Annotated in this window: 23 protein-coding genes and 1 pseudogene; 10 read left to right on the forward strand and 14 right to left on the reverse strand. The window is 37.5% G+C overall.

Annotation, left to right across the window (positions count from 1 at the left end; genetic code table 11):
* Window positions 1-251 precede the first annotated feature (251 nt).
* From FGL72_RS08315 to FGL72_RS08325, 3 genes are all read left to right on the forward strand, one after another.
* On the forward strand, window positions 252-767 hold the full coding sequence (locus FGL72_RS08315; protein ID WP_004902344.1) for a DoxX family membrane protein: 516 nt from the start codon (window positions 252-254) through the stop codon (window positions 765-767).
* A gap of 40 nt (window positions 768-807) precedes the next feature.
* Window positions 808-1,347, forward strand: a complete 540-nt coding sequence (locus tag FGL72_RS08320; RefSeq protein ID WP_085699448.1) for a YagU family protein — start codon at window positions 808-810, stop codon at window positions 1,345-1,347.
* A gap of 77 nt (window positions 1,348-1,424) precedes the next feature.
* A complete protein-coding gene (locus FGL72_RS08325) occupies window positions 1,425-2,327 on the forward strand; it encodes an alpha/beta hydrolase (RefSeq protein WP_085699450.1) in 903 nt (300 codons plus the stop codon).
* A 1-nt stretch (window position 2,328) separates the two neighbouring features.
* On the opposite strand, the gene FGL72_RS08330 is transcribed toward FGL72_RS08325, so the two are convergent.
* From FGL72_RS08330 to FGL72_RS08345, 4 genes are all read right to left on the reverse strand, one after another.
* Complete coding sequence (locus tag FGL72_RS08330; RefSeq protein WP_085699452.1) at window positions 2,329-3,150, reverse strand: HAD-IIB family hydrolase; 822 nt, start codon at window positions 3,148-3,150, stop codon at window positions 2,329-2,331.
* A gap of 98 nt (window positions 3,151-3,248) precedes the next feature.
* Window positions 3,249-5,105, reverse strand: a complete 1,857-nt coding sequence (locus FGL72_RS08335) for an FAD/NAD(P)-binding protein (protein WP_099044802.1) — start codon at window positions 5,103-5,105, stop codon at window positions 3,249-3,251.
* A gap of 104 nt (window positions 5,106-5,209) precedes the next feature.
* Window positions 5,210-5,926 carry a LytR/AlgR family response regulator transcription factor gene (locus tag FGL72_RS08340; RefSeq protein ID WP_004905108.1) on the reverse strand — a complete coding sequence of 239 codons (717 nt, stop codon included), beginning with the start codon at window positions 5,924-5,926 and terminating at the stop codon, window positions 5,210-5,212.
* 5 nt (window positions 5,927-5,931) lie between these two features.
* Window positions 5,932-7,086, reverse strand: a complete 1,155-nt coding sequence (locus FGL72_RS08345) for a GHKL domain-containing protein (RefSeq protein ID WP_227005691.1) — start codon at window positions 7,084-7,086, stop codon at window positions 5,932-5,934.
* Between the two features lie 340 nt (window positions 7,087-7,426).
* Here FGL72_RS08345 and FGL72_RS08350 point away from each other — a divergent pair, with 340 nt between their 5' ends.
* Entirely contained in the window at window positions 7,427-8,887 is a 1,461-nt protein-coding gene (locus FGL72_RS08350; RefSeq protein WP_085699458.1) for a glutamate--cysteine ligase, read from the forward strand.
* Window positions 8,888-9,117: 230 nt separating this feature from the next.
* Here the strand turns inward: FGL72_RS08350 and FGL72_RS08355 are convergent, their stop codons facing one another.
* Genes FGL72_RS08355 through tyrS form a run of 3 tightly spaced genes read right to left on the reverse strand, consistent with a single transcriptional unit; the run spans window position 9,118 to window position 12,277 of the window.
* Window positions 9,118-9,981: an NAD(P)-dependent oxidoreductase gene (locus FGL72_RS08355; RefSeq protein WP_004902321.1), complete on the reverse strand. Its 864-nt coding sequence runs from the start codon at window positions 9,979-9,981 to the stop codon at window positions 9,118-9,120.
* Between the two features lie 4 nt (window positions 9,982-9,985).
* Complete coding sequence (locus FGL72_RS08360; RefSeq protein ID WP_040176507.1) at window positions 9,986-10,975, reverse strand: D-2-hydroxyacid dehydrogenase; 990 nt, start codon at window positions 10,973-10,975, stop codon at window positions 9,986-9,988.
* A 54-nt stretch (window positions 10,976-11,029) separates the two neighbouring features.
* A complete protein-coding gene (tyrS, locus tag FGL72_RS08365) occupies window positions 11,030-12,277 on the reverse strand; it encodes a tyrosine--tRNA ligase (protein WP_085699460.1) in 1,248 nt (415 codons plus the stop codon).
* Between the two features lie 388 nt (window positions 12,278-12,665).
* Here tyrS and FGL72_RS08370 point away from each other — a divergent pair, with 388 nt between their 5' ends.
* The 6 genes from FGL72_RS08370 to FGL72_RS08400 all read left to right on the forward strand — a co-directional run bounded on the left by FGL72_RS08370 (window position 12,666) and on the right by FGL72_RS08400 (window position 18,576).
* Entirely contained in the window at window positions 12,666-13,442 is a 777-nt protein-coding gene (locus FGL72_RS08370) for a helix-turn-helix domain-containing protein (RefSeq protein WP_004905114.1), read from the forward strand.
* A 96-nt stretch (window positions 13,443-13,538) separates the two neighbouring features.
* On the forward strand, window positions 13,539-14,477 hold the full coding sequence (locus tag FGL72_RS08375) for a multidrug resistance efflux transporter family protein (protein ID WP_004905115.1): 939 nt from the start codon (window positions 13,539-13,541) through the stop codon (window positions 14,475-14,477).
* Window positions 14,478-14,550: 73 nt separating this feature from the next.
* Complete coding sequence (locus FGL72_RS08380) at window positions 14,551-15,315, forward strand: DUF975 family protein (protein ID WP_004905116.1); 765 nt, start codon at window positions 14,551-14,553, stop codon at window positions 15,313-15,315.
* A 591-nt stretch (window positions 15,316-15,906) separates the two neighbouring features.
* On the forward strand, window positions 15,907-16,335 hold the full coding sequence (locus FGL72_RS08390; protein ID WP_004905120.1) for a MarR family winged helix-turn-helix transcriptional regulator: 429 nt from the start codon (window positions 15,907-15,909) through the stop codon (window positions 16,333-16,335).
* A 3-nt stretch (window positions 16,336-16,338) separates the two neighbouring features.
* Complete coding sequence (locus FGL72_RS08395) at window positions 16,339-17,697, forward strand: MFS transporter (RefSeq protein WP_085699462.1); 1,359 nt, start codon at window positions 16,339-16,341, stop codon at window positions 17,695-17,697.
* A 141-nt stretch (window positions 17,698-17,838) separates the two neighbouring features.
* Window positions 17,839-18,576: a helix-turn-helix domain-containing protein gene (locus tag FGL72_RS08400; protein WP_004902283.1), complete on the forward strand. Its 738-nt coding sequence runs from the start codon at window positions 17,839-17,841 to the stop codon at window positions 18,574-18,576.
* A 46-nt stretch (window positions 18,577-18,622) separates the two neighbouring features.
* Here the strand turns inward: FGL72_RS08400 and FGL72_RS08405 are convergent.
* From FGL72_RS08405 to FGL72_RS08440, 7 genes and pseudogenes are all read right to left on the reverse strand, one after another.
* A pseudogene (locus tag FGL72_RS08405) lies at window positions 18,623-20,871 on the reverse strand (ATP-binding cassette domain-containing protein).
* A 158-nt stretch (window positions 20,872-21,029) separates the two neighbouring features.
* Window positions 21,030-22,211, reverse strand: a complete 1,182-nt coding sequence (locus FGL72_RS08415; protein WP_085699465.1) for an ABC transporter permease — start codon at window positions 22,209-22,211, stop codon at window positions 21,030-21,032.
* Window positions 22,198-22,887, reverse strand: coding sequence for an ABC transporter ATP-binding protein (locus FGL72_RS08420; RefSeq protein WP_004902272.1), 690 nt, complete (start codon window positions 22,885-22,887; stop codon window positions 22,198-22,200). The genes FGL72_RS08415 and FGL72_RS08420 overlap by 14 nt, the downstream gene beginning before the upstream one ends.
* Window positions 22,880-23,905 carry an efflux RND transporter periplasmic adaptor subunit gene (locus FGL72_RS08425; RefSeq protein ID WP_085699467.1) on the reverse strand — a complete coding sequence of 342 codons (1,026 nt, stop codon included), beginning with the start codon at window positions 23,903-23,905 and terminating at the stop codon, window positions 22,880-22,882. Before FGL72_RS08425 ends, FGL72_RS08420 begins: the two co-directional genes overlap by 8 nt.
* A 23-nt stretch (window positions 23,906-23,928) precedes the next feature.
* Entirely contained in the window at window positions 23,929-24,423 is a 495-nt protein-coding gene (locus FGL72_RS08430; RefSeq protein WP_004902267.1) for a hypothetical protein, read from the reverse strand.
* Window positions 24,424-25,103: 680 nt separating this feature from the next.
* Window positions 25,104-25,583 (reverse strand): stage II sporulation protein M, encoded by a 480-nt coding sequence (locus FGL72_RS08435; protein WP_146992932.1) that lies wholly within the window; start codon window positions 25,581-25,583, stop codon window positions 25,104-25,106.
* A gap of 4 nt (window positions 25,584-25,587) precedes the next feature.
* Window positions 25,588-25,782: a hypothetical protein gene (locus FGL72_RS08440; protein ID WP_085699471.1), complete on the reverse strand. Its 195-nt coding sequence runs from the start codon at window positions 25,780-25,782 to the stop codon at window positions 25,588-25,590.
* Window positions 25,783-25,788: the final 6 nt, after the last annotated feature.

Consider the following 25,788-nt stretch of genomic DNA (forward strand, 5'->3'; position numbering starts at 1 on the left):
AATGAAAATCCTATATCATCTGCAGGGTTCTGTTCAATTAATAAGTGTTATTTGTTCTTATCAATAACTATATATTAACGATTCAAGATTAAATTCAAGTTAAAAAATCCTTTTAAAATTAACGCACTTTCTTTTACTATTATTTTACAAGTAAACACTTGGAATTGTTTGACATTTCACAATAAAACCATTATACTTACTTATTGTAATAGAAAGCACGATAATAATTATATGATAAGGAGAAAATCGTTATGTTAGCGTGGTTACGTCATTCAAAAATTGCAATGTGGGGATTGACTATTATTCGGCTCTATCTGGGGTTTGCTTGGGCAAAGGACGGTTTTGAAAAATTAACTGGTCCCAAACCATTTGATGCATCTGGTTTAATTATGGGGGCAATTAAAAATCCTGTTACTGCACCCGGTGGGGCAAAAGCTTTTCCGCTATATGACTGGTTCTTGACTACTTTCACCAACAACGGTCATTCTACTGCTGCCTTTTCTTTCTTAGTATCTTGGGGTGAACTACTGGTTGGACTCGGCCTAATTTTTGGCACGTTAACACTTGCCGCAGCATTTTTCGCATTAGTCATGAACTTTTCTTATCTTGGTGCAGGCGTTGTTTCAGTCAACCCAACCTACATTATTTTAGGTGGTCTATTGCTCATTTCCGGATTCAATTCAGGAAAAATTGGCTTAGACAGATGGGTTACACCATTCCTACGTTCAAAGATGCCGTTCTTGAACAATGATATTAGTGTCAAATAATCTTTAAAAAAATACCGTTATTAGAGGGGAAATAACACACATGTTCACATTACAAAAACCCAAAGCTAACTTGCTTGAAATCACAAGCAAAAGCATTTTTTATGGTTTTATAGCCGGTATGATATCTGGGATGGTAAAAATAGGCTGGGAAGCTATTTTACCACCACGCACCATCGCACGTAATATGACCAATCCACCACAACATATGGCCGAACAATTGGGTTTTTCAGATAAACTTGTTCACGCATTTGTGTACTATTCTCAAGATCAAAAAGTTTTTTGGTTTACATTGTTATTACACTTTTCGTTCGCCATTGTTTTTGCGATACTCTACGTTTTTGTATCTCAATACTGGCCACTCATTGGCCTTTGGCAAGGTGCCGTTTATGGCGTTGTCCTTTGGGTCGTCTGGCATGTTATTTTAATGCCAGCTTTTGGTACAGTGCCGGCCCCTTGGCATCAGCCTTTTGCTGAACATTTTTCAGAATTTTTCGGCCACATCGTTTGGGCTTGGGCGATTGCAGCAACTGTTTATTATCTTATCGCCAAAGACAAGCATGGACATTTAACAACTATTTAAAAAAAGACCTTAACAGGTCTTTTTTATTGCCATTTTTTGTATACTGAAATAAATAGAAATAATTAAAAGGATTGCCGATGTTATTTAAAGATCAAGTTTATCAATTTACGCCAGCAACTGTGCCCAATACAGCCAAGACGGTCATACAAGATTTACCTTATGCTACTGGTTCTCGACACACTTTAGACATCTACTTACCTAGTGGTGTCAAACCTTTCCCAGTCATTTTAGACTTATATGGTGGCGGCCTTCTGCGTGGTAAAAAATCATCTTTCAAACTAAATCCAAGTTTACGATTTTTAACTGATCAGTTTGCTGTGATTAGCATGGATTATCGTTTAAATGTACCACCTTATTGTGAGTTTCCAAATCAAATTGCAGAAATCCGTGCGGCATTAGATTTTTTAACGCGCAGTGCAACAATGTACAATCTTGATATGCAACACGTCATTTTAATTGGTGAATCTAGTGGCGCACAATTAGCTATGTTAGCCGCTGCTAGTTTTGCTGCAAACGTGACACTTGGTCACATACCAAACCATCGATTCCTAGATCAATTCCCAAAAGTAGCCGGTGTTATTGGCCTGTACGGCCCTTATCAAGTCGACCAGTTTGCAACACAATTTAATCAATTGCATATAATCCCAAAATTTCTGGAAACAGGTTCAGCGATAGCCTTCGAAGGCATTATGTTACAAGGCAATCGCCCTGATAGCGTCCCCTCATTAGTTAAGCAGGCCAATCCTGCAACTTATTTCACACCATCCACACCACCTACGTTACTTATCGCCGGCACTAAAGATCATGTTGTGCCTTATCTACAAAGTCTCAAACTTGCAGAAGATTATCACAGATTGGTAGGAAAAAAACCAACAACTCTTATCATACCCAATGCTGATCATGGTCCAAGTGACTATAATACATCCGCTATTTATTATGAAAAGCTAGCGTTTATCAATGAGCATATAAAAGCAGTGTGAGTTAACTCACACTGCTTTTTTCTAGTATCGTTAAAATGGTTCTTAGCACACCAGCATGATTGTTATCAGCCACAACTGGTAAGAAATCACCAGAAAGTTTAGTATTGGGCATAATGTATGGGTACCCCACCTGTGTCAGCATTTCGATGTCATTGCCCCCATCACCGAAAGCTGCGACTTGTGATAATTGAATCCCTAAATTATCTGCTAAAACCTTTAATCCGACTGCTTTATTGACACCTGCTGGCACAATATCAATCGCACCCGTCCCTGTCTCTGTCACGTGTACTTGATGGCCTAAAGCTTGTTTAGCCGCAGCATACAATTTACTTTCATCAAAATCTATCCAATTCATGGTTACTTTAAAAATTGGCGTCACGATTTCAGATACATCGTCAAACAAAATCACTTTTTTAAAATATTTTAACCGATCAGCAGTGGCTAAATGAGAAAAACTTCGCGGTATATAAGCTGTGTCATCAGTCGAATAAACCAAACCTTGATCTGGCTTTGGTTCAAAGGCTGTGATTAAGGTTTGAATTTGCGCCAATACTGACCAAGGTATTGCTTGGTTATAAAGTACCTCACCATTAGGCGCAATAACGCGTGCGCCATTATTTGTGACATAAAATAAGCCAGCGTGTAAAAAATCAGCTAACAACATCTCAATACGCTCCTGATGGACACCTGTTGCTATCACAAAACCAATATTTTTTGCTTTTAATCTTTCTAGGACAACCTTAAATAGTGCTTTATCAAATGTTTTATCATCTGCTAAAAACGTCCCATCTAAATCAGTTGCTATCAGCTGAATATTTGTCATACTTTATCCTAGTTTCCTTAACTTATAAAATATTGCGGATCTACGTGCTTAATTACTCATAGTGTACCATGTGACTAGCTGATTTATCAGACAATTTCTTAAGCATAAGCTAAAATTCGTTGTGCGATCCAAGCACCTTCACGTAAAACAAGTGTATTAACACCTGGCCTTGGAATAACTGTACCAAACCATTTTAGCCCTTCCAAGGTAATCCCATAAAGATATAAATGATTGATTGTTTCCCCATCACGATTGATAACTTCAAAGGTCTGCTTATTAATATTGGCTGCACCTAATTGATAACTAGTGCCATCAGAACGTATTTTTCTAGGTTGTACAAACATACCATTGTCACGCAGATTGGCGATTAATGGGTTACGAGATAATGAAAGATTTGTTGCGCCAAGGCGCGCTTCAACGAGTGCGTTGCCATGAAATAATTGCCCACGAGAATCACTGGCCTCAAATCCTGTAGCGTCAGTCGTAACATGTATGTTGGCCGCTGTTATCTTAAATAATCCCGCCTTCATCAGCGCGAGTAATTGCTCAATTCGCTCCAAAGGAGGACCCACGGATACTAATGCATCAAATGGTTTGAAATGTTCCAAAAACTTTTCATAATCTTCAGCAGTAAAATAATCGCGTTCTACTATATAACGTACGCGATCACGAATATCACGAAGGATATCAAATGCACCGGCAAACGGTGCGCTCTTATTACCCAAACGTGCATCATGAATATCTGCTGATAAATAAGACTGCATCCATGTCGTATAGTCAGCATCATTTGGTAAATCTCGCGCTGGATTACGGATTAAAGCAATATCAAATTCAAAAACGTCATCTAAGCCGTATTCTTCAGCCGTCGTTTTTAAATCAATACTTGTTAGCAACGCCTGTTTTAGTGCCTCAGATTGATCATAAGTTAGTGAGCTATCTGGTTGATTAATACGATTCAACAAATATTTATATGTCATTTCCTTAACGACAAGGTTTTCAAAATCTTGGTATTGAATATGACCATTGCCAGCCGCACGCAACGCCTCCAAGGCAGCTATAGTGAAAAATTTTGGTTCGTATAATTCACTGGCTGATTTTTCATTAACACCCCGAGCATGCAACGGAAAACCACGGCGGGACCCCGCCACAACCAATGGTTCATGTCCTGAAGGCTTATAAATCAGATTATCATTTTCGTCGCGAATAAAACGTCCACCCTTACCCACTGATAAAGCAGTCATATAATCAAAGAAACTCAGCCCAAGACCACGTATAATAATTTTATCATTCTCATTAAATACCGATAAATCTGCCTCCGCCGGATGCATAGGTGATAAATAATGTAACCCCTTATTTTGTGCAAATGTCTTAAAGCCCTGTTCTTCGTCAGTTAAGTTATCATCTGAATGACCCAATGCCATCACAACGTGGTCTGCTAATAATTGTGTCCCATCATTGAGCATTAATTGAAACTTTTCGCCTAGTTTCTGAACATTCATCACGCTTTGCTGAGTAAAATTTAATGTTTGATTATGTCGTACTCGGCGCATTAACCATTCAAAAAACCAGGCAGCATATATACCCATCATACCACGTGTTGCAAAATCACCAACTTGCGTCAAACGCGATAATTCATTAGTATAACTCGCATCGAATTCTTGGTGATGGGACAAAAAATCTTTCGCTTCTGACTCTAACCATTGGAACATGTTAGGCCCTGGTAAAGGTTTCCCCCCATTTTCAATGGATTCATCATTAAACAAAGTAATTTGATCGATAACTGTATTCATGAGAAAAGATCTATTTTGTGATAAAAACGGATCCCACACACGTCCCCCAATCGCGTGTGGATCATAAATTTGAACATCAATTTGCGTGTCGTCATTAGCTAAATTAATTAATCGCTCAGCTACTGCTAGTCCCCGAGGACCGGCACCTATAATTGCAACTTGCATATATTTTTCTCTCCATAGCGTACAACAATAGACGCATTTTTTTATCTATAAACTAGTTACCATTATAGTGGTTTTTACTATGCTTTTCAAAAAGTTCACTCATGCTAATGCTTGTCCTGTGCCATCACTGCTTGCAATTTTTTGTAATACTTTTTGGATAACGGTACCCTGGCCTGATTAGTTAACGTCAAAGTCCGCTCTTTTGTGTTCAGCGACGCTATTTTGTGCCGATTAACAATATAAGCAGCATGAACTCGCATTAAATCCTTATGTAGTTGTTCAATGTGCTGCATCGTCCCCCGCACGCTAAGTTGACTTTTCTCACTATAAACAATTAACCGATGACTACGCAACACATCTGATGCGATATAGACTACTTCGTGTATGTCAACTTTTTCCGACTTTCTACCGTTGGGAATAGCTATAAAATCAGGTTTTGCTATCACGTGTTCAGCAAGTTGTTTTTCAGCAGTAGTAATTGCAGATACTAACCGTTGCTTAAAAATAGATTCAGCTTGAAATTTATTAATGAAGTCTAAAGCGCTAATTTGATATTGATAACTGGTGGCCATTAATTCGGTATGTGTTGTCACAATAATAATTGGCGAAATAACATCTCGACTTCTGATAAATTGTGCTATGCTCAAGCCGGTATAATTATGATGATTGATTTCCAAGTCAAGTAGTATAATTTTAGGCTGCTTATCAGACATTAGCACTGATAAAAACTGCTTGGGCTGACCAAATACTTCACAATGAGGTAGAATACGCTTGATACGGAGTTGTTGAACAATATTGTCCTCTAATAGATAATAATGCATTATCATCACCCCACTATTAACTTTTGGATAAATTGTCTATTTTCTATTATTGTACAATGCTCAATTAATGGCTGTTGCATCGTATACCGTGTGATGAAACTAAGACCAATACCTTCGTGTGTATTTTTGGACGAATAACCCAACTCTTCTATACGGTGAATATCTATATTTTCTTGGTAAGAATTAACAATAATAATCTCATTGTCCTTTGAAAAAATAATCGACACTTTTTTATCAGTTGTTAGACTGACTGCCTCTATCGCATTATCTAATAAAATTCCCACCACACGATAAAAATCGATGTCTTTTTCAATGCTGGTATTATCAAATAATTTATCTACTGATAACGTAATATTCACTGAGTGCTCTGCTGCCAACTGATACTTCACCAGAATGACGCCACGCAACTGAATATCTGATAATTGACTAAGCTGCAACATTGTTTCTTTAGGTAACAGTAGCTGACTACGTCTAATAACAGAATAATATGTTTCCTTAATATCGTGCATGTTCTCCGTCTGAATAGCATACTCTAAACTAGCTAATATATTCTTATAATCATGCTTAAAGAAACGATACTCAGCATATTGCTTTTCTAATTGATTAACATAATATTGCGATGCAGATAATGCTTCAAAGTGTTGCTCTACCTTATTCTGTAGTTGTTCATAGTAGCGATATAGCATGGGCACCAATACTATAGCCACTATCATTAATAACCAAACTAATTCACGCCAAATTGACATAGTATAGTGGTTGCGCGCAAAATGATAGGCCTGATAATTACCCCATATACGTAAAAATATGCTAATGACTAAAAGGCACATCAGCTGTTTCATGTGTGCTTGTAAAAACTCACCTGGCACCCACTTGAATCTGAAACAACGTAACATAATAACCACAAATGTTGTCACGATATTAACACAGAGATTACTGATAACCTGATACTGAACTGACCAACCCGCTAATGTAGTGAGCTGAGTCACTGGATTCATTAATCCATAAGTCATTAAGGTGCTAACTACTGCACAAAGTAAGATAACTAAGTGACTATCATGCCAAAAGCGTTCTCGACAGCCAATATAGTACAACAAAACAATATTTATAGTTGATGCTAATGTTGCTCTAACAAATGGTGAGCCAACACCATTAGATACCATACTCACGATATATATAAGTAATAGTAGCATGCAAAATTTATGTTTTGTGATTTTTTGGCCAGACAATATATCAAACCAACTTATCATAGCAAAAGCTTCAAAAGCCGACCATGTTAGGGCGTTGAGTAGATTCAAAAAAGAATGAAACATGCTTGCGTCTCCATTGAGTGAATAACTATAGGTTTGTCTCAGTATGTAATACAAATGAATTTCAAACGTTCAACATATTTTATCACATATATAATATAAAAATCACATTGACAAGACTAATCATTTCACAACGCTTTGACTGCAAAGTGCGGTACACTAGAAGGCAAAGTGCTTGCAAAGAGGAGATTATATGACTACAAATGATGAAAACATCAGCTCAAATAATTTAAATAGTAATTTATTTTCTGGTAAATTTGGCATCGAAATTGAAGAACATCGTGTACAAACAGATACCTTATCATTATCACAGCATCCCCATCCCGCATCTCTTGGTAAGCGAAAAACACATCCCTACTTCCAAACTGACTTCTCAGAAAGTCAGGAAGAAGTGGTTACCGCAGTACAGTCATCTTCTTCAGCAGCATTACAACATCTTCATGAACTGCAGTTCATGCTGACGCAGTCACTACAAGGGAATGAATTTATTTGGCCACTATCAATGCCACCTTATCTGAGAGAAGCCGACATTATTTTTCTAAAAACACACTTTGAACGACCATGGTATCAAAAATATCGCGATGTATTATTTCTGCGGTATGGTCCTTTTCAACACATTATGACGGGAATTCATGTCAATTTTTCACCAGAAGATAGTGTCATCAAAAATTACGCTAACCAACATGCACTTACCGATTATGTCACCGCAAAAAATAAATTGTTTTTCCAAATTGCTCAACAAATAGCTGGCTATCGTTGGCTATTAACCTACTTGTTTGGCGCTGCGCCAGTGAATGAAAATTCATCAGCAAATTTGCCCAATAATTATCGTAAGCGCCAACCTGTAAGGTCTTGGCGTGCAAGTAATTTTGGCTTTACCAATCAACCTCACATCGATGTAAACTATACCGACTTTAACACACATATTAAACAACTAACTAACCACATTACCAATGGGGATCTCTACGACAAAAGTGAATTTTATGGCCCAGTAAGACTTCGTGCATCTGGTAGTCCCAATGACTTGCGCATTAACGGCGCGGACTACCTAGAATTTCGTATGTTTGATATTAATCCTTTTACTGTCGATGGTATATCACAAGACGCATTAAGTTTTCTCCATCTACTCATTATCGATGCCATCATCAATCCTGAAAATTGGGAACCAGAAAAATTACGTATTGCGAAAAATAAGAATCATTTGGTTGCTTTACAACCAGCCGGTAGTGAGTTGTCAGCTGAGCTCAAATCACAAGCTTATCAATTGTTATCACGCTTAACAATCATTGCTGAAGCAGCACCAGAAAAATTGAAACTTGATTTTATATCCGCGTTAAATAACGTCAATACTGCTTTAAAGCAACCAAATTTAACAATCAGTGGGCAATTAGTTAGCGAGATAAAAGATGAATCACTCATGGCTTTTGGTCGAAAACAAGGTATTGCCTTGCGCAATCAACGCCAATCCGAAAATTCGAATGACATATTTGAGCGGATTCCTAAACAAATAAGACAAAGTTATATTCAAGCGCATCAACTCGGCTTTAACACAACTATATATCAAAATAATCAACTCAAAATTAGTGATAAATCTCATACTTGGTTATTATCCCAAAGCCAAGATTTGACCCAATTGATGACTAATCAAGATTAATTGATTCATGTTTCGCCAGCAATAAACTAATTGTCACTTTTTCGTATAGTTTTCCTTTGTTATTGCTTATCAAATCATACGTAAAAACAACTATCATTACTTATACTGACTTAAATAAGCTATATAAAAAGCCTTGATGATACAGAAAATCAAGGCTTTTTAATGATAACTTGAGTGGCACTTATTGACAGCGAACTCCTGTGTTTTTTTTAATTGTTTCACGTGAAACGTTAAGTTAACGATGTCCATAACTTGACAATTGCTTGGACACCTTCATCCCCATGTTCTTGATTTAATTTAGTGAATAATTGCTCAGCAAGTACTGTCTCTGGTAGTTGCACTTGCATTTCGGCTGCCGCATCTAATGCAATGCGTAAATCTTTCAATAAATGTTTCACATAGAAACCGGCTTTAAAATCATCGTTTAACACACGTGGCATATAATTGGTAATAGACCATGAACCAGCGGCGCCATTAGCCCATACTTGGTAGGCATCTGACAAATTTAAACCGGCTGCTTGCGCATAAGCCATTGACTCCGCCATTCCCAGAACGGTTGCAGCCACACCAATGTTATTACTCATTTTCATGTGTTGTCCTTTACCAGCTGAACCAACATGAATAATTTGGGTTCCTATGGCTTTAAGAACAGGCATTATCCGTTCAAATATAGCTTTGTCTCCGCCTACCATAATAGATAATGTGCCATTTTTCGCACCAACATCGCCACCCGACACTGGTGCATCGAGTACATGTACGCCTTGCTGTTCACCCCTTTTAAATAAAGTCTCAGCCAATCGGGGTGTCGAGGTTGTCATATCAATTAAAATGTCGTTTTCTTTCGCACCGGCAAATACACCTTCTGGCCCTAGCCAGACTGTTTCGACATCTTTAGGATAACCTACCATCGTAAATGTTATCTCGGATGCACGCGTTACATTTGCCGGTGAATTTGCCCAGTGTGCGCCATGCGCCAGGACGTCATTCGCCTTGGCACGTGTTCGATTATACACAGTGACTTCATGCCCAGCTTTTAAGAAATTATTAATTACGCCCGTCCCCATAACGCCCGTGCCAACAAATCCTATTTTCATATTTTTACCTCAAAATTTCATTTTCTGTGTAGCCACCGCGTGCCAATGTCACTGCGTCATTTAGTGCCATTTCTACCATGTTTTTAATAGCGGTATTAGTATAAAAAGCTATATGTGGTGACAAATAAAAATTGTCTAATTGCGTTAGACGTTGAATATTTTCTGGCAAATCAGCAACTGCTTGTTTTTGATCCATAAAATCATTTTCGTTAGGTGCCACATCAAATGCAGCACCGTATAATTGTCCTGATAGTAAACTAGATTCTAATGCGGCCATGTCAACAATTTCGCCGCGTGCCATGTTCAGCATAATTGTTCCTGGCTGTATTTTATCAAAAAAGTTTTGATTCGCTAATCCCCGTGTTTCATCATTCAATGGTGTGTGAAAACTAATAACATTGGCGCGAGACAAAGCATCATCTAATGAAGTATATTCTAAAAATGCCTCGTTTTGCGCACGATACACAGGGTCAACCCCAAGCACATTTGCACCCAAGGCATGTAGCATCTGTGCTAATGCTGTTCCAATACGGCCGACTCCGATGATTGCCACTGTCATCTGATAAATTTCTCTTGCTTGACCGCCGGCTGCCCACGTGTAGTCCCCTGTCGCCATGGCACGATCAAATTTTTTATTGTGCCGCAAAATATTAAGTAATTGTGTCAACGTATATTCTGCAATTGCACGTGGTGAATAAGCAGCAACGTTTGATAAGCGAATATGCTGCCCAAATGCGGCTGGTAAATCAAATACGTCGTACCCAACTTGTCGTAAAGCTATTTGTTTAATCCCATAGCCTGCTAATGATTCGTATACAGGAGCTGGTATGGCTGTTGTTTGTTGTGTCGTCACTGCATCAAAACTTTGCGCCTGTGCAACATTATCCACGTTTAGTGGCTCGTACACATTGACAACATCGTGTCCCGTTTTAGCCACCCATTCATCAACAAAGGGTAATTCTTCTTTTACTGTGTTATACATTATTATTTTCATCAGTCTTGCTCCTTTTTAATTTAAATTAAAAGCACGCAAAAAGCGTGCTTTTGTTTACTTAATTTTACCTAAGAAATATTTTTTCTTACCACGTCGAACTAACACAAATTGACCATCATAATGTGACAAGGGATTAATCTCTGCTGCAACATCTGTTACTTTTTCACCATTAATACTAATAGCGCCATTTGCCACATCTTCACGTGCCTGACGCTTTGAAGCTTCGACACCACCATCAACCAAGAAATCAACAATATTTTTGACAGTGTTTGCTGCCTCAAAACTAGGCACACCACCAAATGCATCAGCGATTTGTGCTGCTGATAAGGTTGCCACATTACCACTGAATAATGCAGTTGAAAGATCTTCAGCTTCTTTAACTGCAGCTTCGCCATGCACAAATTTAGTCACTTCTTGTGCCAATCGGCGTTGCGCTAAACGTTCGCCAGGATTTGTGGCCACTGCTTCAGCCAAATCATCAATTTCTTCACTACCCAAGAAAGTGAAATACTTAAGATATTTCACAACATCTGCATCCCCTTGATTAAGCCAGAATTGGTAGAAAGTATAAGGCGACGTTTTTTTAGGATCCAACCAAATAGCATTGCCTTCTGACTTACCAAACTTCTTCCCTGTTGAATCAGTCATCAACGGGATTGTTAAACCAAAGGCCTTTGCTTCATTACCTTCCAAAGAGTGAATTAAGTCGATACCTGATGTGATATTTCCCCACTGATCAGAACCACCAATTTGCAACTTCACATCTTCACGACGCCACAATTCATGGAAATCAATCCCTTGCAATACTTGATAAGTGAATTCAGTAAATGAAATACCCGTTTCTAAGCGCGAAGCCACGACATCTTTTTTCAACATCACATTGATTGAAAATAACTTGCCATAATCACGCAAAAAATCCGTTAATGTCAACTGACCAAGCCAATCATTATTGTTAACAATTCGCGTATCATTATCGCCAAATAGCTTGGTTACTTGCGCTGTAATACCCTTTTCGTTTTCTGCAAGTTGTTCTGACGATAACAACTGACGTTCAGTTGTTGGCCGTGGATCACCAATTGCCCCGGTTGCGCCACCAATAATAATAACAGCTTTTCCACCAGCATTTTGAAAGCGCTTTAATACCATAAATGGAATCAAATGTCCTAAATGCAGCGAATCGGCAGTTGGATCAGTACCTACGTAAGCGCCAACTTTGCCACTAGCCATAGCTTCTAATAATCCTGCTTCATCTGTGATTTGATTTAACGCACCACGCCATTTAAGATCTTCTATAAAATTCATCTTCATCTCCCTATATCTTCTTGTGGATAGCAAAAACCGCCCTATAAATACTATAGGACGGTTTTAACCGTGGTACCACCTAAATTGTAAGTCATCGGACCTACCACTTATAACGCCTTATCGCGGCATACGTCATACGTTTTTATGTTGTGTAACTCGAGCACAGCGACGGGTTAGTTCTCATCAACCACTAACTTTCTTTAACGCGTCAATCTGTGTCTTTATCAACTGATGATGTCTTCATTATACCAGAAAATATTAAGATATGTGATTTTTCAAATTTTTATCACAATAATAACAACTGATCTTTTTAATGATAAACGTTTATCTGTTTTATGACAGACCGATTATTTCTTGTTATAATTAGGTTCTGATTGGGAAGGGTTTTATGAAATTTAATACTATACAACATACTTTACAAAATATACGCACCAAGCAAAACCTCACACAAGTAGATTTTGCAGAAAAAATATTTGTTTCCCGACAAACTGTCTCTAACTGGGAACGGGGTATTAGTATCCCTCCGGTAACAGCACTCAGCATTATTGCAAATACTTTTGATGTGCCGTTAACACAATTACTGTCTGCTCTTGACGGTGAACAAGCCAATCGTGAGCATGCAGCCGAGCGTCAACTTATTGTTGAGGCATTCCTAACTTTACTTCATCGTCATAACGGCCAATACAGTACAATTGATTTAATTATTGCTGAATCCGGCATCGACTATGAACATGCCATTACATTGTTCAATTCACCGTCAGCAATTTTACAATATATTGCCCAACAAATCGATGCACAAGTCATTGCAGCACTTGATAATTACAGTGATGATGATCCTCTTATGATGATTGCAGATGCTGTATTACCAGTTCTCTATCAACATAATCATACGCTCAAAATCTTATATACTGGTCACTACGCTAATGGTGAATGGCTCACTTTTCTTAAAAATAGTTATCAAAAATGGGCCGCACCCTTTTTTGATAACTATGACATTACAACAGCACCAGTCTCTCGTAAATTCGCCATCGAACTCACAGTCAAGACAACCCTATCGATTATTTCAACTTGGCTCACACAACCAGTTCCCACACCACCCGATCAATTTCGCCAAACTTTTTTACACCTGACAAGAACACCTATTATTAAGCTCATCTGTCCTTGAAAAAGATTCAACTTGTGAATGTCAACATGTTGAATCTTTTTGCTAAAATGAATAGCATATTACTTTTACTAAATTTTTATTTTTTAGGAGCTTACCATGTCGATTCGTTTTAAAGCCATTACACTAGGAATTATATCTGCCTTCTTTTTTTCAATTACCTTTGTTGTTAATGAAGTTATGGCCAATGCTCACGGCTATTGGGGCTACACCGCTGCTTTACGGTACTTATGGATGCTGCCCTTAATGTTAATTGTCAATAAACTATTTGGCTCAAATGTGAGACATGTTCTGGGTATTATCAAACGCGATATGAAATCCTGGTTCATCTGGTCTCAGGTTTGTTTTGTTTTATTTTATGTGCCTTTGTGTTGGGCTGTTAACTATCTGCCAGGATGGCTGATATCTGCTACTTGGCAATTGACTATCATCTTTGGCGTTTTAACTACACCATTGGTGCGTGTCAAAACACAACAAAGCGGCTACGTTCGATTAAAAATCCCAACCAAAGCAATCCCATGGATGGTTATCATTCTTGTTGGAGTGTTCTTAACTGTCGCCAGTTATATTACTCACTTAAAACACATTGCCCCGTTACTATTCGCGATTATTGCTATCATGCTAGCAGCAGTTGCTTATCCACTTGGCAATAGACAAATCATGGCCACGACAGATGGGACTGTCACTGCTTCTGAAAAAGTATTAGCAATGTTAATTTGTTCGTACCCGACTTGGCTTATTATCGCTACTTTATCATATACTCAGGTTGGCTTGCCATCCGCACCACAGTTGCTTAACACATTCATTGTCGCACTGTGTTCCGGCGTGATTGCTACTGTTCTTTTTTTTGGTGCAACACAATTAGCTGTTCACGATATGAAAAGTCTAGCTGCTGTTGAAGCGACACAAGCTATGGAAGTTATTTTTTCTGTTTTACTCAGTCTATTATTCCTCGGCCATGCGCTCCCGACACCAGCCCAGTTAGCCGGTCTATGTCTTATGGTTTTTGGTATTATTATGTTATCAATTCGAGAATAAACCAGCTATACGTTGATTTTCCTTCTTATAATTGTTACAATTGTGTGACAAAGAGAAAGTTTGAGGTTGATGTATGCCAAATAATAGAAATATTAAAACTATTGCTTGGGCTCGTGTGACAAAGCATTTCAAAGCAGCCTTTTTAGTCTCACTTGTACCAATGATTTTAACAGTATTAAGTGTTATGTCTAACCATAACCGCACTACTAACTTTACTGATGATCGCATGTTAGACAACAGTGATTATACAAATGTCCCACATGAAATCAATCATTTTTTACAAGACAACTGGCCCACTATATTATTAGTTTCTCTTGTTATTGCTGCATTTCTGCTCGTCATCAGTGCTGTAATGAGTGCCGTCGCAACGTTCTTTACGGAAAGTTCGGTTAGCGGATTTATTGATTGGCATGAAACCAATGTCACACCAGAACACCCAATTAAAGCTGGCTTTCAATTACTCACAAGTATGAACTTTAAAATTGCGCTACTACGTGCTATTTATACCATACTTTGGTCACTATTATTCATCGTCCCTGGTATTATTAAAAGTCTATCTTATTCGCAAGCAATATATTTATATCGCGATGATTTACGCCATGGTCGAGAAATTAAGACAGCCAACACTTACATCTCTGAATCAAGAAAGATGATGTATGGTTTCAAAGGACAACTATTTATCATGTATTTAAGCTTGATTGGTTGGTACTTTGTCACACTAATCACTTTTGGTTTGGCAAATATTTTTGTTTTACCATACACGCTAGCTATTCGTGCTGAATTCTACATTGCCCTTCGCGAATTACTCCCACCAACCGAACAAAATACCGTCTTATAAAAAAAGAATGTGCCAAGCACATTCTTTTTTATTGCTTATGCTAATCCTTTAGAAACGTAATCAGCTCAAATAAGCAAGTAGTACACCAAACAAAACATTTAATCCTGTAAAGCTAATCTGCAATAATAATGTTATTCGCGGTATTAATAAACAACCTAAAAATATACCTTGGCAAGAAACAATAATCACGATTAAAATTGTGACGGTTAAAATTCCAACGCCTTGTTTACTCTTCTCAATAAATTTTTCTCGATTTCCAAACATCAACCGCCCTCATTTATACTATAAATTAAAAAAATCCTATACCCTACATCTCAAGTAATAGCCTATCGTGTAGGCTCAGTAGATGCGTTGTATAGGAAAACCCCTAGTTTGATGATAATGCTTCACTTGTCGTTCAGCTCCCCAAAAACTATTCTATCAAATTGTTTGATTAGAAATTTCAACTCTTCCAAGTTTAAATAGATTAGTGACTTTATCTAAACTATGTGATAAAATACACTACTTTCAACACTGTCAGACTTGCACTGGGGGAGTAAACCCTTTATAATAATTAGTTAGCTAACTAATTATTATAAAGGGGTATACTTCATGACAGAATCAATTGGTAAATTACTCAAAATCGCGCATACATCACTCATGCGAGATTTAGATGCAATTGCTCAACCTCACGGCCTGACAGCCGTTCAAATGACTATAATTGATTATCTCAGTAACGCGAGTCGCGTGACGACTCAGCATGATATTGAGCAAGAATTTAATATTCAAGGTTCCACAGTCACTGTTATGCTAGATCGCATGGCCAACAAAAACTTGATCACACGTCAAAAGAGTACGAAAGATAAGCGTATTAATGAAATTCATTTGACGACTCGCGGTTTTGAGGTCAGTGACATCATCAAAGGTTACATTGCTGAACACGATAGTCGTATGTTAGCCCCTTTTACAGATGCTGAACAAACTGTTATTTTACAATTTTTAAAAATGGTCGGTCAATCTGTCACGCAAAAGGAGAAATAATTTATGGCTACAACAGTAGTTCCTAAGCAGCATGTTCTAGCTATCATTTCCGTTGCCTTACTGGCAGCCGGCGGCATTATGATAGAAACAGCTATGAATGTCACTTTTCCAAAACTAACGCAAGTTTTTCATACATCTCTTAATAACATACAATGGGTAACAACCGCTTACCTTTTAGCTGTTACTGTGACTATGACAACAAGTGCCTACTTAACCAACCGCTTTGGCGCCAGGCGAATATGGCTAACTGCCAATCTATTATTCATTGGTGGTACAATATGTGCCGGCTTTGCTAACAGCTTGGCAATATTACTTCTCGGTCGTGTATTGGAGGGCATAGCAGCCGGACTTGCTATGCCACTCATGTTTAATTTAGTTCTCTCGCTTATTCCTAAACCAAAAATTGGTGTATGGATGGGTATTGGTGCCATGGTAATTAGTTTGGCGCCTTCTTTTGGCCCTACCTATGGTGGCGCCTTGATTGAAACTTTAGGCTGGCGGGCTATTTTCTTTACGTTATTAGTAATTCCAATAGCCTCTTTATTACTTGGCTGGCATAATATTGCTCATGTAGCAAAACAAAATAAGCATCTTTCATTTGATTTCATCGCGTTTTCATTATTAGCTATTGCCTTAATCACCGGATTATTAGTCGTCAACCAACTAGAAACAGGGCGGTTAAATATATTATTTTTAATCCTAGCCATTATTTCAGTGACTGCTTTTATTTATAAATCTCAACATAGTCAGAAAGTATTTCTCAATATCAGACTATTTAAATCGCAAACATTCACACTGTTACTCATTCCTGTCACATTTTATATGTTTGCCAATCTTGGCCTAAGTTTATTAATTCCCAATTATTTGCAGGCTAGTGCTGGCACAACTAGCTTCTTAGCCGGATTTGCTTTATTACCAGGCACATTATTTGGTGCCTTTCTATCACCTTATTTTGGGTCATTATATGATAAAGTTGGCGCAACTAAATTAATTTTTTTAGGGAATGGTATTTTTACCATCAGTTTGTTCGGCATGGCACTTTTAACACATCGTCTGGGATTTATATTAATTTTAATTAGTTATATTATTTTTACTATTGGTCGCAGTATGGCTTTTAGTACCGGTATGACAGCAGCTGTTGATCAATTGCCTATTGCTCAACAAAACGATGCCAACGCTATTCTACAAGCATCACAAATGTTTATGGGTGCCCTGGGTACCACAGTGGCGGCATTATTTGGGTCTAACCAAGGTGGCATTGCCGTTGGCTTAAACCAATTTTTATGGCTACTTTTTGTCATCGCATTACTACTATTTCTGCTTTTTTGGTTACAAAAACACTTAGCTGAGGCTACTAAGTGATTACCATGCAATGTTTCATGTGAAACGTTACATGGTAATGTGGGGATAGCATCATTGGCTGTTACGCTAAACCTTTAAAAGTATTGCATTGTTAGCCGTTTTATGATAATTTTTGTTATAACAAATTGACCGGAGACAAGTATGCATATTGGTATAAAAATTAAACAGCTCAGAATCTCGCAAGGACTCACACAACAAGAATTTGCAGACAAACTTTTTATTTCCTATCAATCTGTTTCTAACTGGGAACGTCAAAAACGTCATCCAACAGCTGAAATGATGCTCACAATGATTGAAACGTTCAATTTGCCGTTAGATTTTTTCATCATGGCGCATGATAAGGCTCATGATAACGAAGAAGATTTAATTTTATCTGCTTTTTTAACCAATATGTCACATAATTTAGATGAAATTCCTACTTTAAAATCGATTCAAAAAGTATCAGGTATTTCTATTCATCGTATTAAGGCCTACTTTCCATCTTTTGACGATATCATTTATGCCTTCATTAACAAAATCGATCAGAGCATTAAAACTCAAGTAGCAGATAGCTTAGCGACTAATAAGCCTGTTCTCGACACCTTCATCGATGATATGGCGCCTATGCTGTATCAAAAAAAAGATGCACTGCATATTTTATACACACGTCCCTATATTAGGGGCGTGTGGACACAATTCATTCGTTCGAAATATAAATATTTACTAGTCCAGTATAATCGAGATAATCAAACTGATGCCTTACGTACAGAATATCTCATCGAGACATTAATGGCCTTTATATCCGTATGGATGAGTCAAGAGATCCCTGAGCCCCTATCTGAATTTCAAAGTCGGATTAGACAGCTCACTGATAGTCGCATCAGCATTTGGTTATCCTAACCAGTATTTTTGATATAAAAAAGCGATACAGCATAGTATCGCTTTTTTATGGTAAATATGGCTTTGTAATTTCGTCATCAGATTGTTTCAAATCTGATACTGTTCCTGTAAATATAATGTGACCACCGTATTTGCCACCACCTGGCCCAGTCTCAATCAACCAATCACCCTGACTAATCAAATTTAAGTTATGCTCGATAATTACAATTGTATTCCCTTTTTTGATAAGTGATGAAAAAAGCGCCAGTAATAAATCTATATCTTTCAAATGTAATCCTGCACTTGGTTCATCCATGATATAAACACTGCCCTTTTGATTAAGGTACTTAGATAGCTTAGCCCGCTGTAACTCACCACCAGACAATGTCGTAAATGTCTGATCTAATTTTAAATAACCGAGTCCGACATCATTAATGGCTTGCAAGCCTTGTTTTATCTTTGGCTGCTTTTTAAAGAAAGTCAGAGCCTGGCTAGCCGTCATAGCTAGCACATCAACAATTGTTTTTCCGTTATATTTGTATGCTAAGACTTCAGGTCGATATCGCGTGCCTGAACACAGTTCACAAGTTGTTGTCATATTATCCATAAAATACATATTATGAACAATCACCCCTTTACCTTTGCAATTCGGGCATGCTCCCTGCGAATTAAAACTAAACAATGCTGCACTAACATGACATGTCTGAGCAAAAAGATGACGAATCTCGGTAAATATATCCAGATAAGTAATCAGTGTGGATCGACTACTTTTACCGATTTCTTTTTGTGAGATACTAATGACAGCTTGCCCCGACTGTGTTAATTGTTGATTTATAATCTTAGCTAGTGATGATTTTCCAGAACCAGCAACACCACAAATAACAGTTAATGCTTGCTGTGGTATTTTGAAAGAAACATGATTGACTGTATTAGCACTTTGATCATCAAACAAAAACCAGTGTGACATCTCGCACTGTTGTTGCGCATATTGCAGTGGTCGTTGGATTAAGCGATTAGTTTGTGTAGATGACAGCAAAAATTGATCAATTGTTCCAGAAAATATGACTTCGCCACCATTAACACCAGCCCCAGGTCCAATATCAATGACATAATCTGCTTTTTTTATCAGTAAAGGATTATGTTCAACAATCAAAATTGTATTCCCCTGATTTTTTAGTCGTGCCAAACAAAACATAATTTTTTCAATATCTTTTGGGTGTAGACCAGCACTAGGCTCATCCAATACATAAAGCACATCATTTAACGAGCTAGTCATATGCTTAGCTATTTTTAGTCGTTGGGCTTCACCACCAGATAGTGTTTCGGTTCGATGCGCCAGATTTAAGTAATCTAATCCAATTTGCATTAGTGCATCTGCATAATCTATAATTTTATGTTTAACATCAGCAACTAACTCATTATCAATCGTCTGAATGAAATCTTTTAATTCATTAATCTGCAAAGTTGACAGCTCATATATGTTTTGACCATTTATTTTTGAAGATAGTGCTGCCTGATTTAAACGCGCGCCGTGGCAGGCTGAACATAGCTCAGAATGGACAAAAACTGCCAATTGGGCTGCATGTCTTTTCCCCTCATCTGTATTGATAATACTTCTTTCAAATCGTGGTACAAGACCTTCATAAAGTGCTGTTTTAGGCCAACCATTTGCCGCATGATTAAGTTTAATTTGTGGTGAGTAAAGTAATAAGTCTAATTCTTTCTTACTGTAGTCTTTTATTTTTTTATCTAAATCAAATAACCCGCTATAAGCATATCGCTTCCAACGCCAAGCATCTCTGCCAAATGTCGGAAAATTGATTGGTCCTTCATTAAGCGACTTATCAAAATCAACAAGCTGATGTAAGTCGATTTTTTTTGTAATCCTAAACCGTTACATATAGGGCACTGCCCTTGTGGATCATTAAACGAAAAGGCATCAGAGTAACCTACAAATGGCACGCCAATTCGTGAAAACAGCAATCGTAAATAGGTATAAAGCTCCGTGTATGTGCCTACTGTCGATCGCACATTCCCTCTCATTTGACGCTGTTCAATTGGTATGGCAATCGGTAAATTTTTAATCCGAGATACAGATGGTCGTCCGTATTTAGGTAACACATGTTGAACATAGCTGGAAAACGTTTCATTGAGCTCCCGACGTGATTGTGCCACAATCGTATCAAAAACCAAGCTCGATTTTCCAGAACCTGATACACCCGTAAAGACTGTCATTTTATGCTTTGGAATAGTCACAGAGATATCTTTTAAGTTATTCTGATTCGCATGTTCAATTTCAATCCATTGGTTTGCCATAATCGTCCCCTCCAATTATCATTTGTTTCCTAGCTATTATCTCATAACTCTCTTTTAATCACCAAAGCTGTATTGCCGGTAGTAAAAAGCGTGGCACCTAATTGGCGCCACGCTTTTTATTGCTTATGCTATGCACAAGACTAAACTAGCATGTCATATCATCGTAGAATATCAATCAAATTTTTATTACTTGCTGTTTTGGCTGGTAATATTCCAAAAACAAGACCGACAACTGTTGACGTGCCAAAAGCTAATATGAATGTTGCTAATGAGACACTGGCTTTGAATGGTAAGAATACTGAAATTCCCATAGCAATCCCAAGACCACCTAGATAACCAATCATACCGCCACTAAGTGTTAGTAGCACGGCCTCAATTAAAAACTGCCACAAAATTTGATTTTGTGAAGCACCCACTGCCATACGAATGCCAATTTCCTGTGTCCGCTCACTAACCGCAATATACATCATGTTCATCACACCAATACCGGCAATGAACAATGAAATGCTCGCGACAGCAACAATAAAGTAAGTAATCCCTTTAATAACAGCACTGATACCTTTAAGCATTGCAGCCATATCGTAAAACTGATAATCCCCTGTATTATGTTGTGAGCCACTGCTATTAAGTTGATCCACTATTTTTTGAGTTTCCTTAGAGACATTTGTGCCTGTAGTAAACGTTAGCTTCAAAGTATTTGCAGCACCATTATTGTTATTGGTTTCAAAAACTTGACGTGGCAAAACGACATCATAGTTTTGATAACTCCCTTGGACCGCATCGTTACTCAAAATACCAATAATAGTATAAGTTGTCCCATTAATATCAATACCTGCATTCAAAGCATTTTTAACTGTTTCATAGCCTTTTTTGGCTATGCGTTGACTGACCAACGCTACTGGGTTCCCGACCAATATATCTTGCTTTGATATGCCACGCCCAGTTGTTAAAAACTTTTGATTCGCAGACTGTGCTAAATATGTCGTTGAATCAATATTTTTACCGTTAATGTTGCCCGTAGCTGATAAAATACCATGATCATCGGACTGGACATTACCCTTAGTTACCTTATCATTTTCTCGTATGCGATTTAAATCATCATCACTAAACCCTGATACTTTGCTGTCATTTTTTGATACAAACTGGATTTCAGTAGATTGTTTGCCACTCGTGTCGGCCTGAAGATTTTTCATCATTGCCAATCGTGCCCCATCGCCAAGTGCTAAGATTGTAATAACTGCAGCAATGCCTATTACAATCCCGACCATTGTCAGAACACTCCGTCGTTTGTTGGATAGAAGGGAGCGACATGCACTGACAAAAAGTTCACGTATTTGCATGTGATACCTCCTCATCACTTTTAATGCGACCATCTAGAATACGAATTAAACGATTGGTTTGTAGGGCAACCTCTTCATCATGGGTAACCATAATAACAGTTGTTCCATCCTGATTTAAGGCTTTAAACAGTGCCATAATTTCAGCTGAAGTGGCTGAATCAAGTGCTCCTGTTGGTTCATCAGCTACCAAAAAGTTAGGCCGAGTTACAATAGATCGTGCAATAGCAACACGCTGCTGCTGTCCTCCAGACAAATTTTTAGGCAACTTATGATAACTATTTGGCAAACCAACTTGTGCTAGTACATCATTAACGCGCGCAAAAATATCCCGACGCTTCATACCAGCATACAATAAAGGTAACCCAACATTCTCGCCAACACTCTGATTTGTTATTAATTTAAAATTCTGAAAAATAAATCCCACAGATTGGTTTCTCAATTTTGCGTGCTGTTTACGATTCAATTTACTAACTGTCACGTCGTCAAACACATAACTACCATCGAAATGTTGATCTAAAAAACCTATAATATTTATCAAAGTTGACTTGCCAGAACCGGAAGGACCCATAATGGCGACAAATTCACCAGCACTGATTGTTACATTAATATCGTGTAATACTTGGTAGTCATCGCCACCTTGTCGATAACTTTTAGCAACGTCAGACAAATTAATCATGCACAGCCTCACCATTTTTCAAATGACTATCTGGATTAAGAACAATTTTTTCACCTTTTACAATGCCCGATTTAACAATATAATTGGTGCCCGCTTGTACAACATCAGCACTGATACGCTGTGCTTTACCATCACTGATTTTATATAAGTTTCCTTGATATACAGCTGATTTTGGTATCTTTAAATCTGATTGTTGAATCTTAACTTTAACACTCTGCCCATACAAAAAATCGTTATTTACCGTAGCCGAGAAAGGATAATAAGTGGTTCCCTTTCCTTGATCTGTAGGGATTTGCTCAATTTTTGTGATTGTTGTTTCTTGCGTCGGCGTGCCATCTATGCCGCTAACTGACAATTTATCACCACTGTGTAACTTGTGATAATCATATTCTGATACATTGGCCTTCAAAACTTTATCAACAGCATTGAGCGTTAATCCAGGCAAACCATCTTTTTTATTGTAATCCACAGAAACAATCCCATCAAAAGGCGCCGTTACAGCTGTCGTTACTTTGCTTTGTAACGCTACTAACCTATTCTGTGCTTCTTGCACATCCACATTGGCATCATTTATGATTTGTTGCGATTGCGAATCAGACGGCCCTTTACCTCGTTCATTAGCCCGATTATTTGCTTGTTGTGCAACATCTTTTATGCTTGTTCCAGCTCGACTTGATTGACGCATCATCTCTTTTTGCGCATCAACTGCTTCTTGAGCTTCTGGATTATTAACCGTCATTAATATATCCCCTTGGTGCACATTCTGGCCATCACTAACATTAAGTTGTTGTAGCTTTCCAGCTGGTGCGTTGAGCACTTGTGTTTTACTTGCTATTACTTTCCCAGACATTGAAAGCGCTGGTGTCGTAGTTACCGTATAACTTTGATACCCTTTTTTATCTTTTGTCGCTGTTTTATGCGTTGTTTTTTGATAAGTTGTCACACCAGCAGTTGTGAGTAACCCAATACCAACCAAACTGCTTACAACAATTAATGCCGTTTTTGTCGATTTTTTCATACTATTCCCCCAATTACCGGAATTTATTTAAAAGCAAACTTTGTTACGACGTTCATTGCAACAGTCAAAACAACAATAATCACAAAATAGATAATCTGCGTGCGTTTTGTAATGACATTTTCTTTGCGCAAAATAAGTGTATAAATAATAGCTGAAATAATACTACTGATAATATTGACGCTCGTATTACCAGACTTGTATAGTGTTAACACTGTTATCGCAAAAACATTGACAATTGCCATTGGTAAGGCACTGATACTCCCTGCATACCAAGATGTTAGAAATGAGACCGTGTGCTGGTCTTCTTGCCCTAACTGTGACAACCAGATAAACAGCTTGTTAATTAAGGCACCAATAATCACACTGATAATAACAACAGTGCTGACGGAAGCCAACAACATCGTGCTATTTAACTTCATTTCATTTGTAGCATTAGTTCCAACTGCAGTTATCATACTGATACCGACCAGTACCAATGTTGCCAAAATTGCAATAATCGCTTGATTCTTTTTATTCATAATTTTTCTCCTCTTGTTACGCTTTGAGCAATAATAGTTACATTATACGTGAGTCATCTATCACTTTGTGCCCATTTTTCTATGTAGACAAAAACTATTATTTATGGTAAAAATCGAAAAGAGCCAGTACATATTAACGCTTCTCGGCGTTAGTTAGTTATTGTTCTACCGCTTTATTTTCCACGAGGCCCTCTATTTGAGAAATAATGGTTTATACAGGCTACTGTTTCTATAATTTCAGGTAACATAAATAATAAATAAAGGAAAATAAAATTATATATACCAAAGTGACACGATGTGCTAATAATCCCAATAGCCATAACAATATCATAGCTATCTAGGGGTCTAACTGTCAGATCAAGCTTTTTCTTTATTTTTAAACACATAAATTAGCGATGTTATTGAAAAGATGATTATACCAATAAAAGATATCAACATCCAAAAAAGATTGCGCTTCCTTTCTTTAAATAAAAAAATATATAGGATAAACATTGCGAATGATAACCACATTATCCACCCTGATAATTTCGAAGTGATTGGCACATCAAGTACCACAGATGTATGAGAAAGATTATTGACATTATGAATCAATTCTGTGGCACCATGAATACTTAATATTAGACCTAATAAGGTGACACATAATAATAGGGAAAGATATATTACTTTAGTGGAACTGTTAGTCATAAGTAAACCTCTAATATTGCTGCTACACCTAATAATATGAACATAGTTGCCAAAAATAATTTTTCGTATCCTAAATTTTTATACAAATATGCAATTTGTCTATAATAAAGAGCCTGTTTTATTTTTCTAGATAAATAAAAACTCATTAAACTGGCTACTAAAAAAGCAGATAACTCCAAGGTAGCATAAGGTACCAAGACAAACAAAATCGTCTGACTAGGTAAGTTTGCCATAACAATACCAAATGACAACCCATTAATAAACAAAATAATACAAGATAATAAACCAAAGGTTATTATCCCACCAAAAATAATTAATAGGATGACACCAATATTGTGATTCCATATCTGTTCAATTTTTAAATCAACATTTTTGTGTAAATCTGGTTGCATACTATGAGGCGCAAACTCATAACCTATAAGACTGCCAAATATCACCACCATAGATGTTATCAGTAAATCTTTTTTTAGTCGCATCAAATTAAAATCCGACGCCTGCGGCCATTCCCATAATAGCTAGATAAGCCTTCGCGGTAGCTATAAATGGTGCAAAAGCAGGATAAGCAATAGCTACTGCGTAAGCCCCTCCGGTACTCATAATATGAACAATTGAAAACGCAACCGGTTCTGAAATGCCGAATCTCTGAACAAGCATTCCTAACATATTCATTAACATGTTGTA

The sequence above is a fragment of the Leuconostoc citreum genome, from assembly GCF_007954785.1.
Lineage (GTDB): Bacteria > Bacillota > Bacilli > Lactobacillales > Lactobacillaceae > Leuconostoc > Leuconostoc citreum.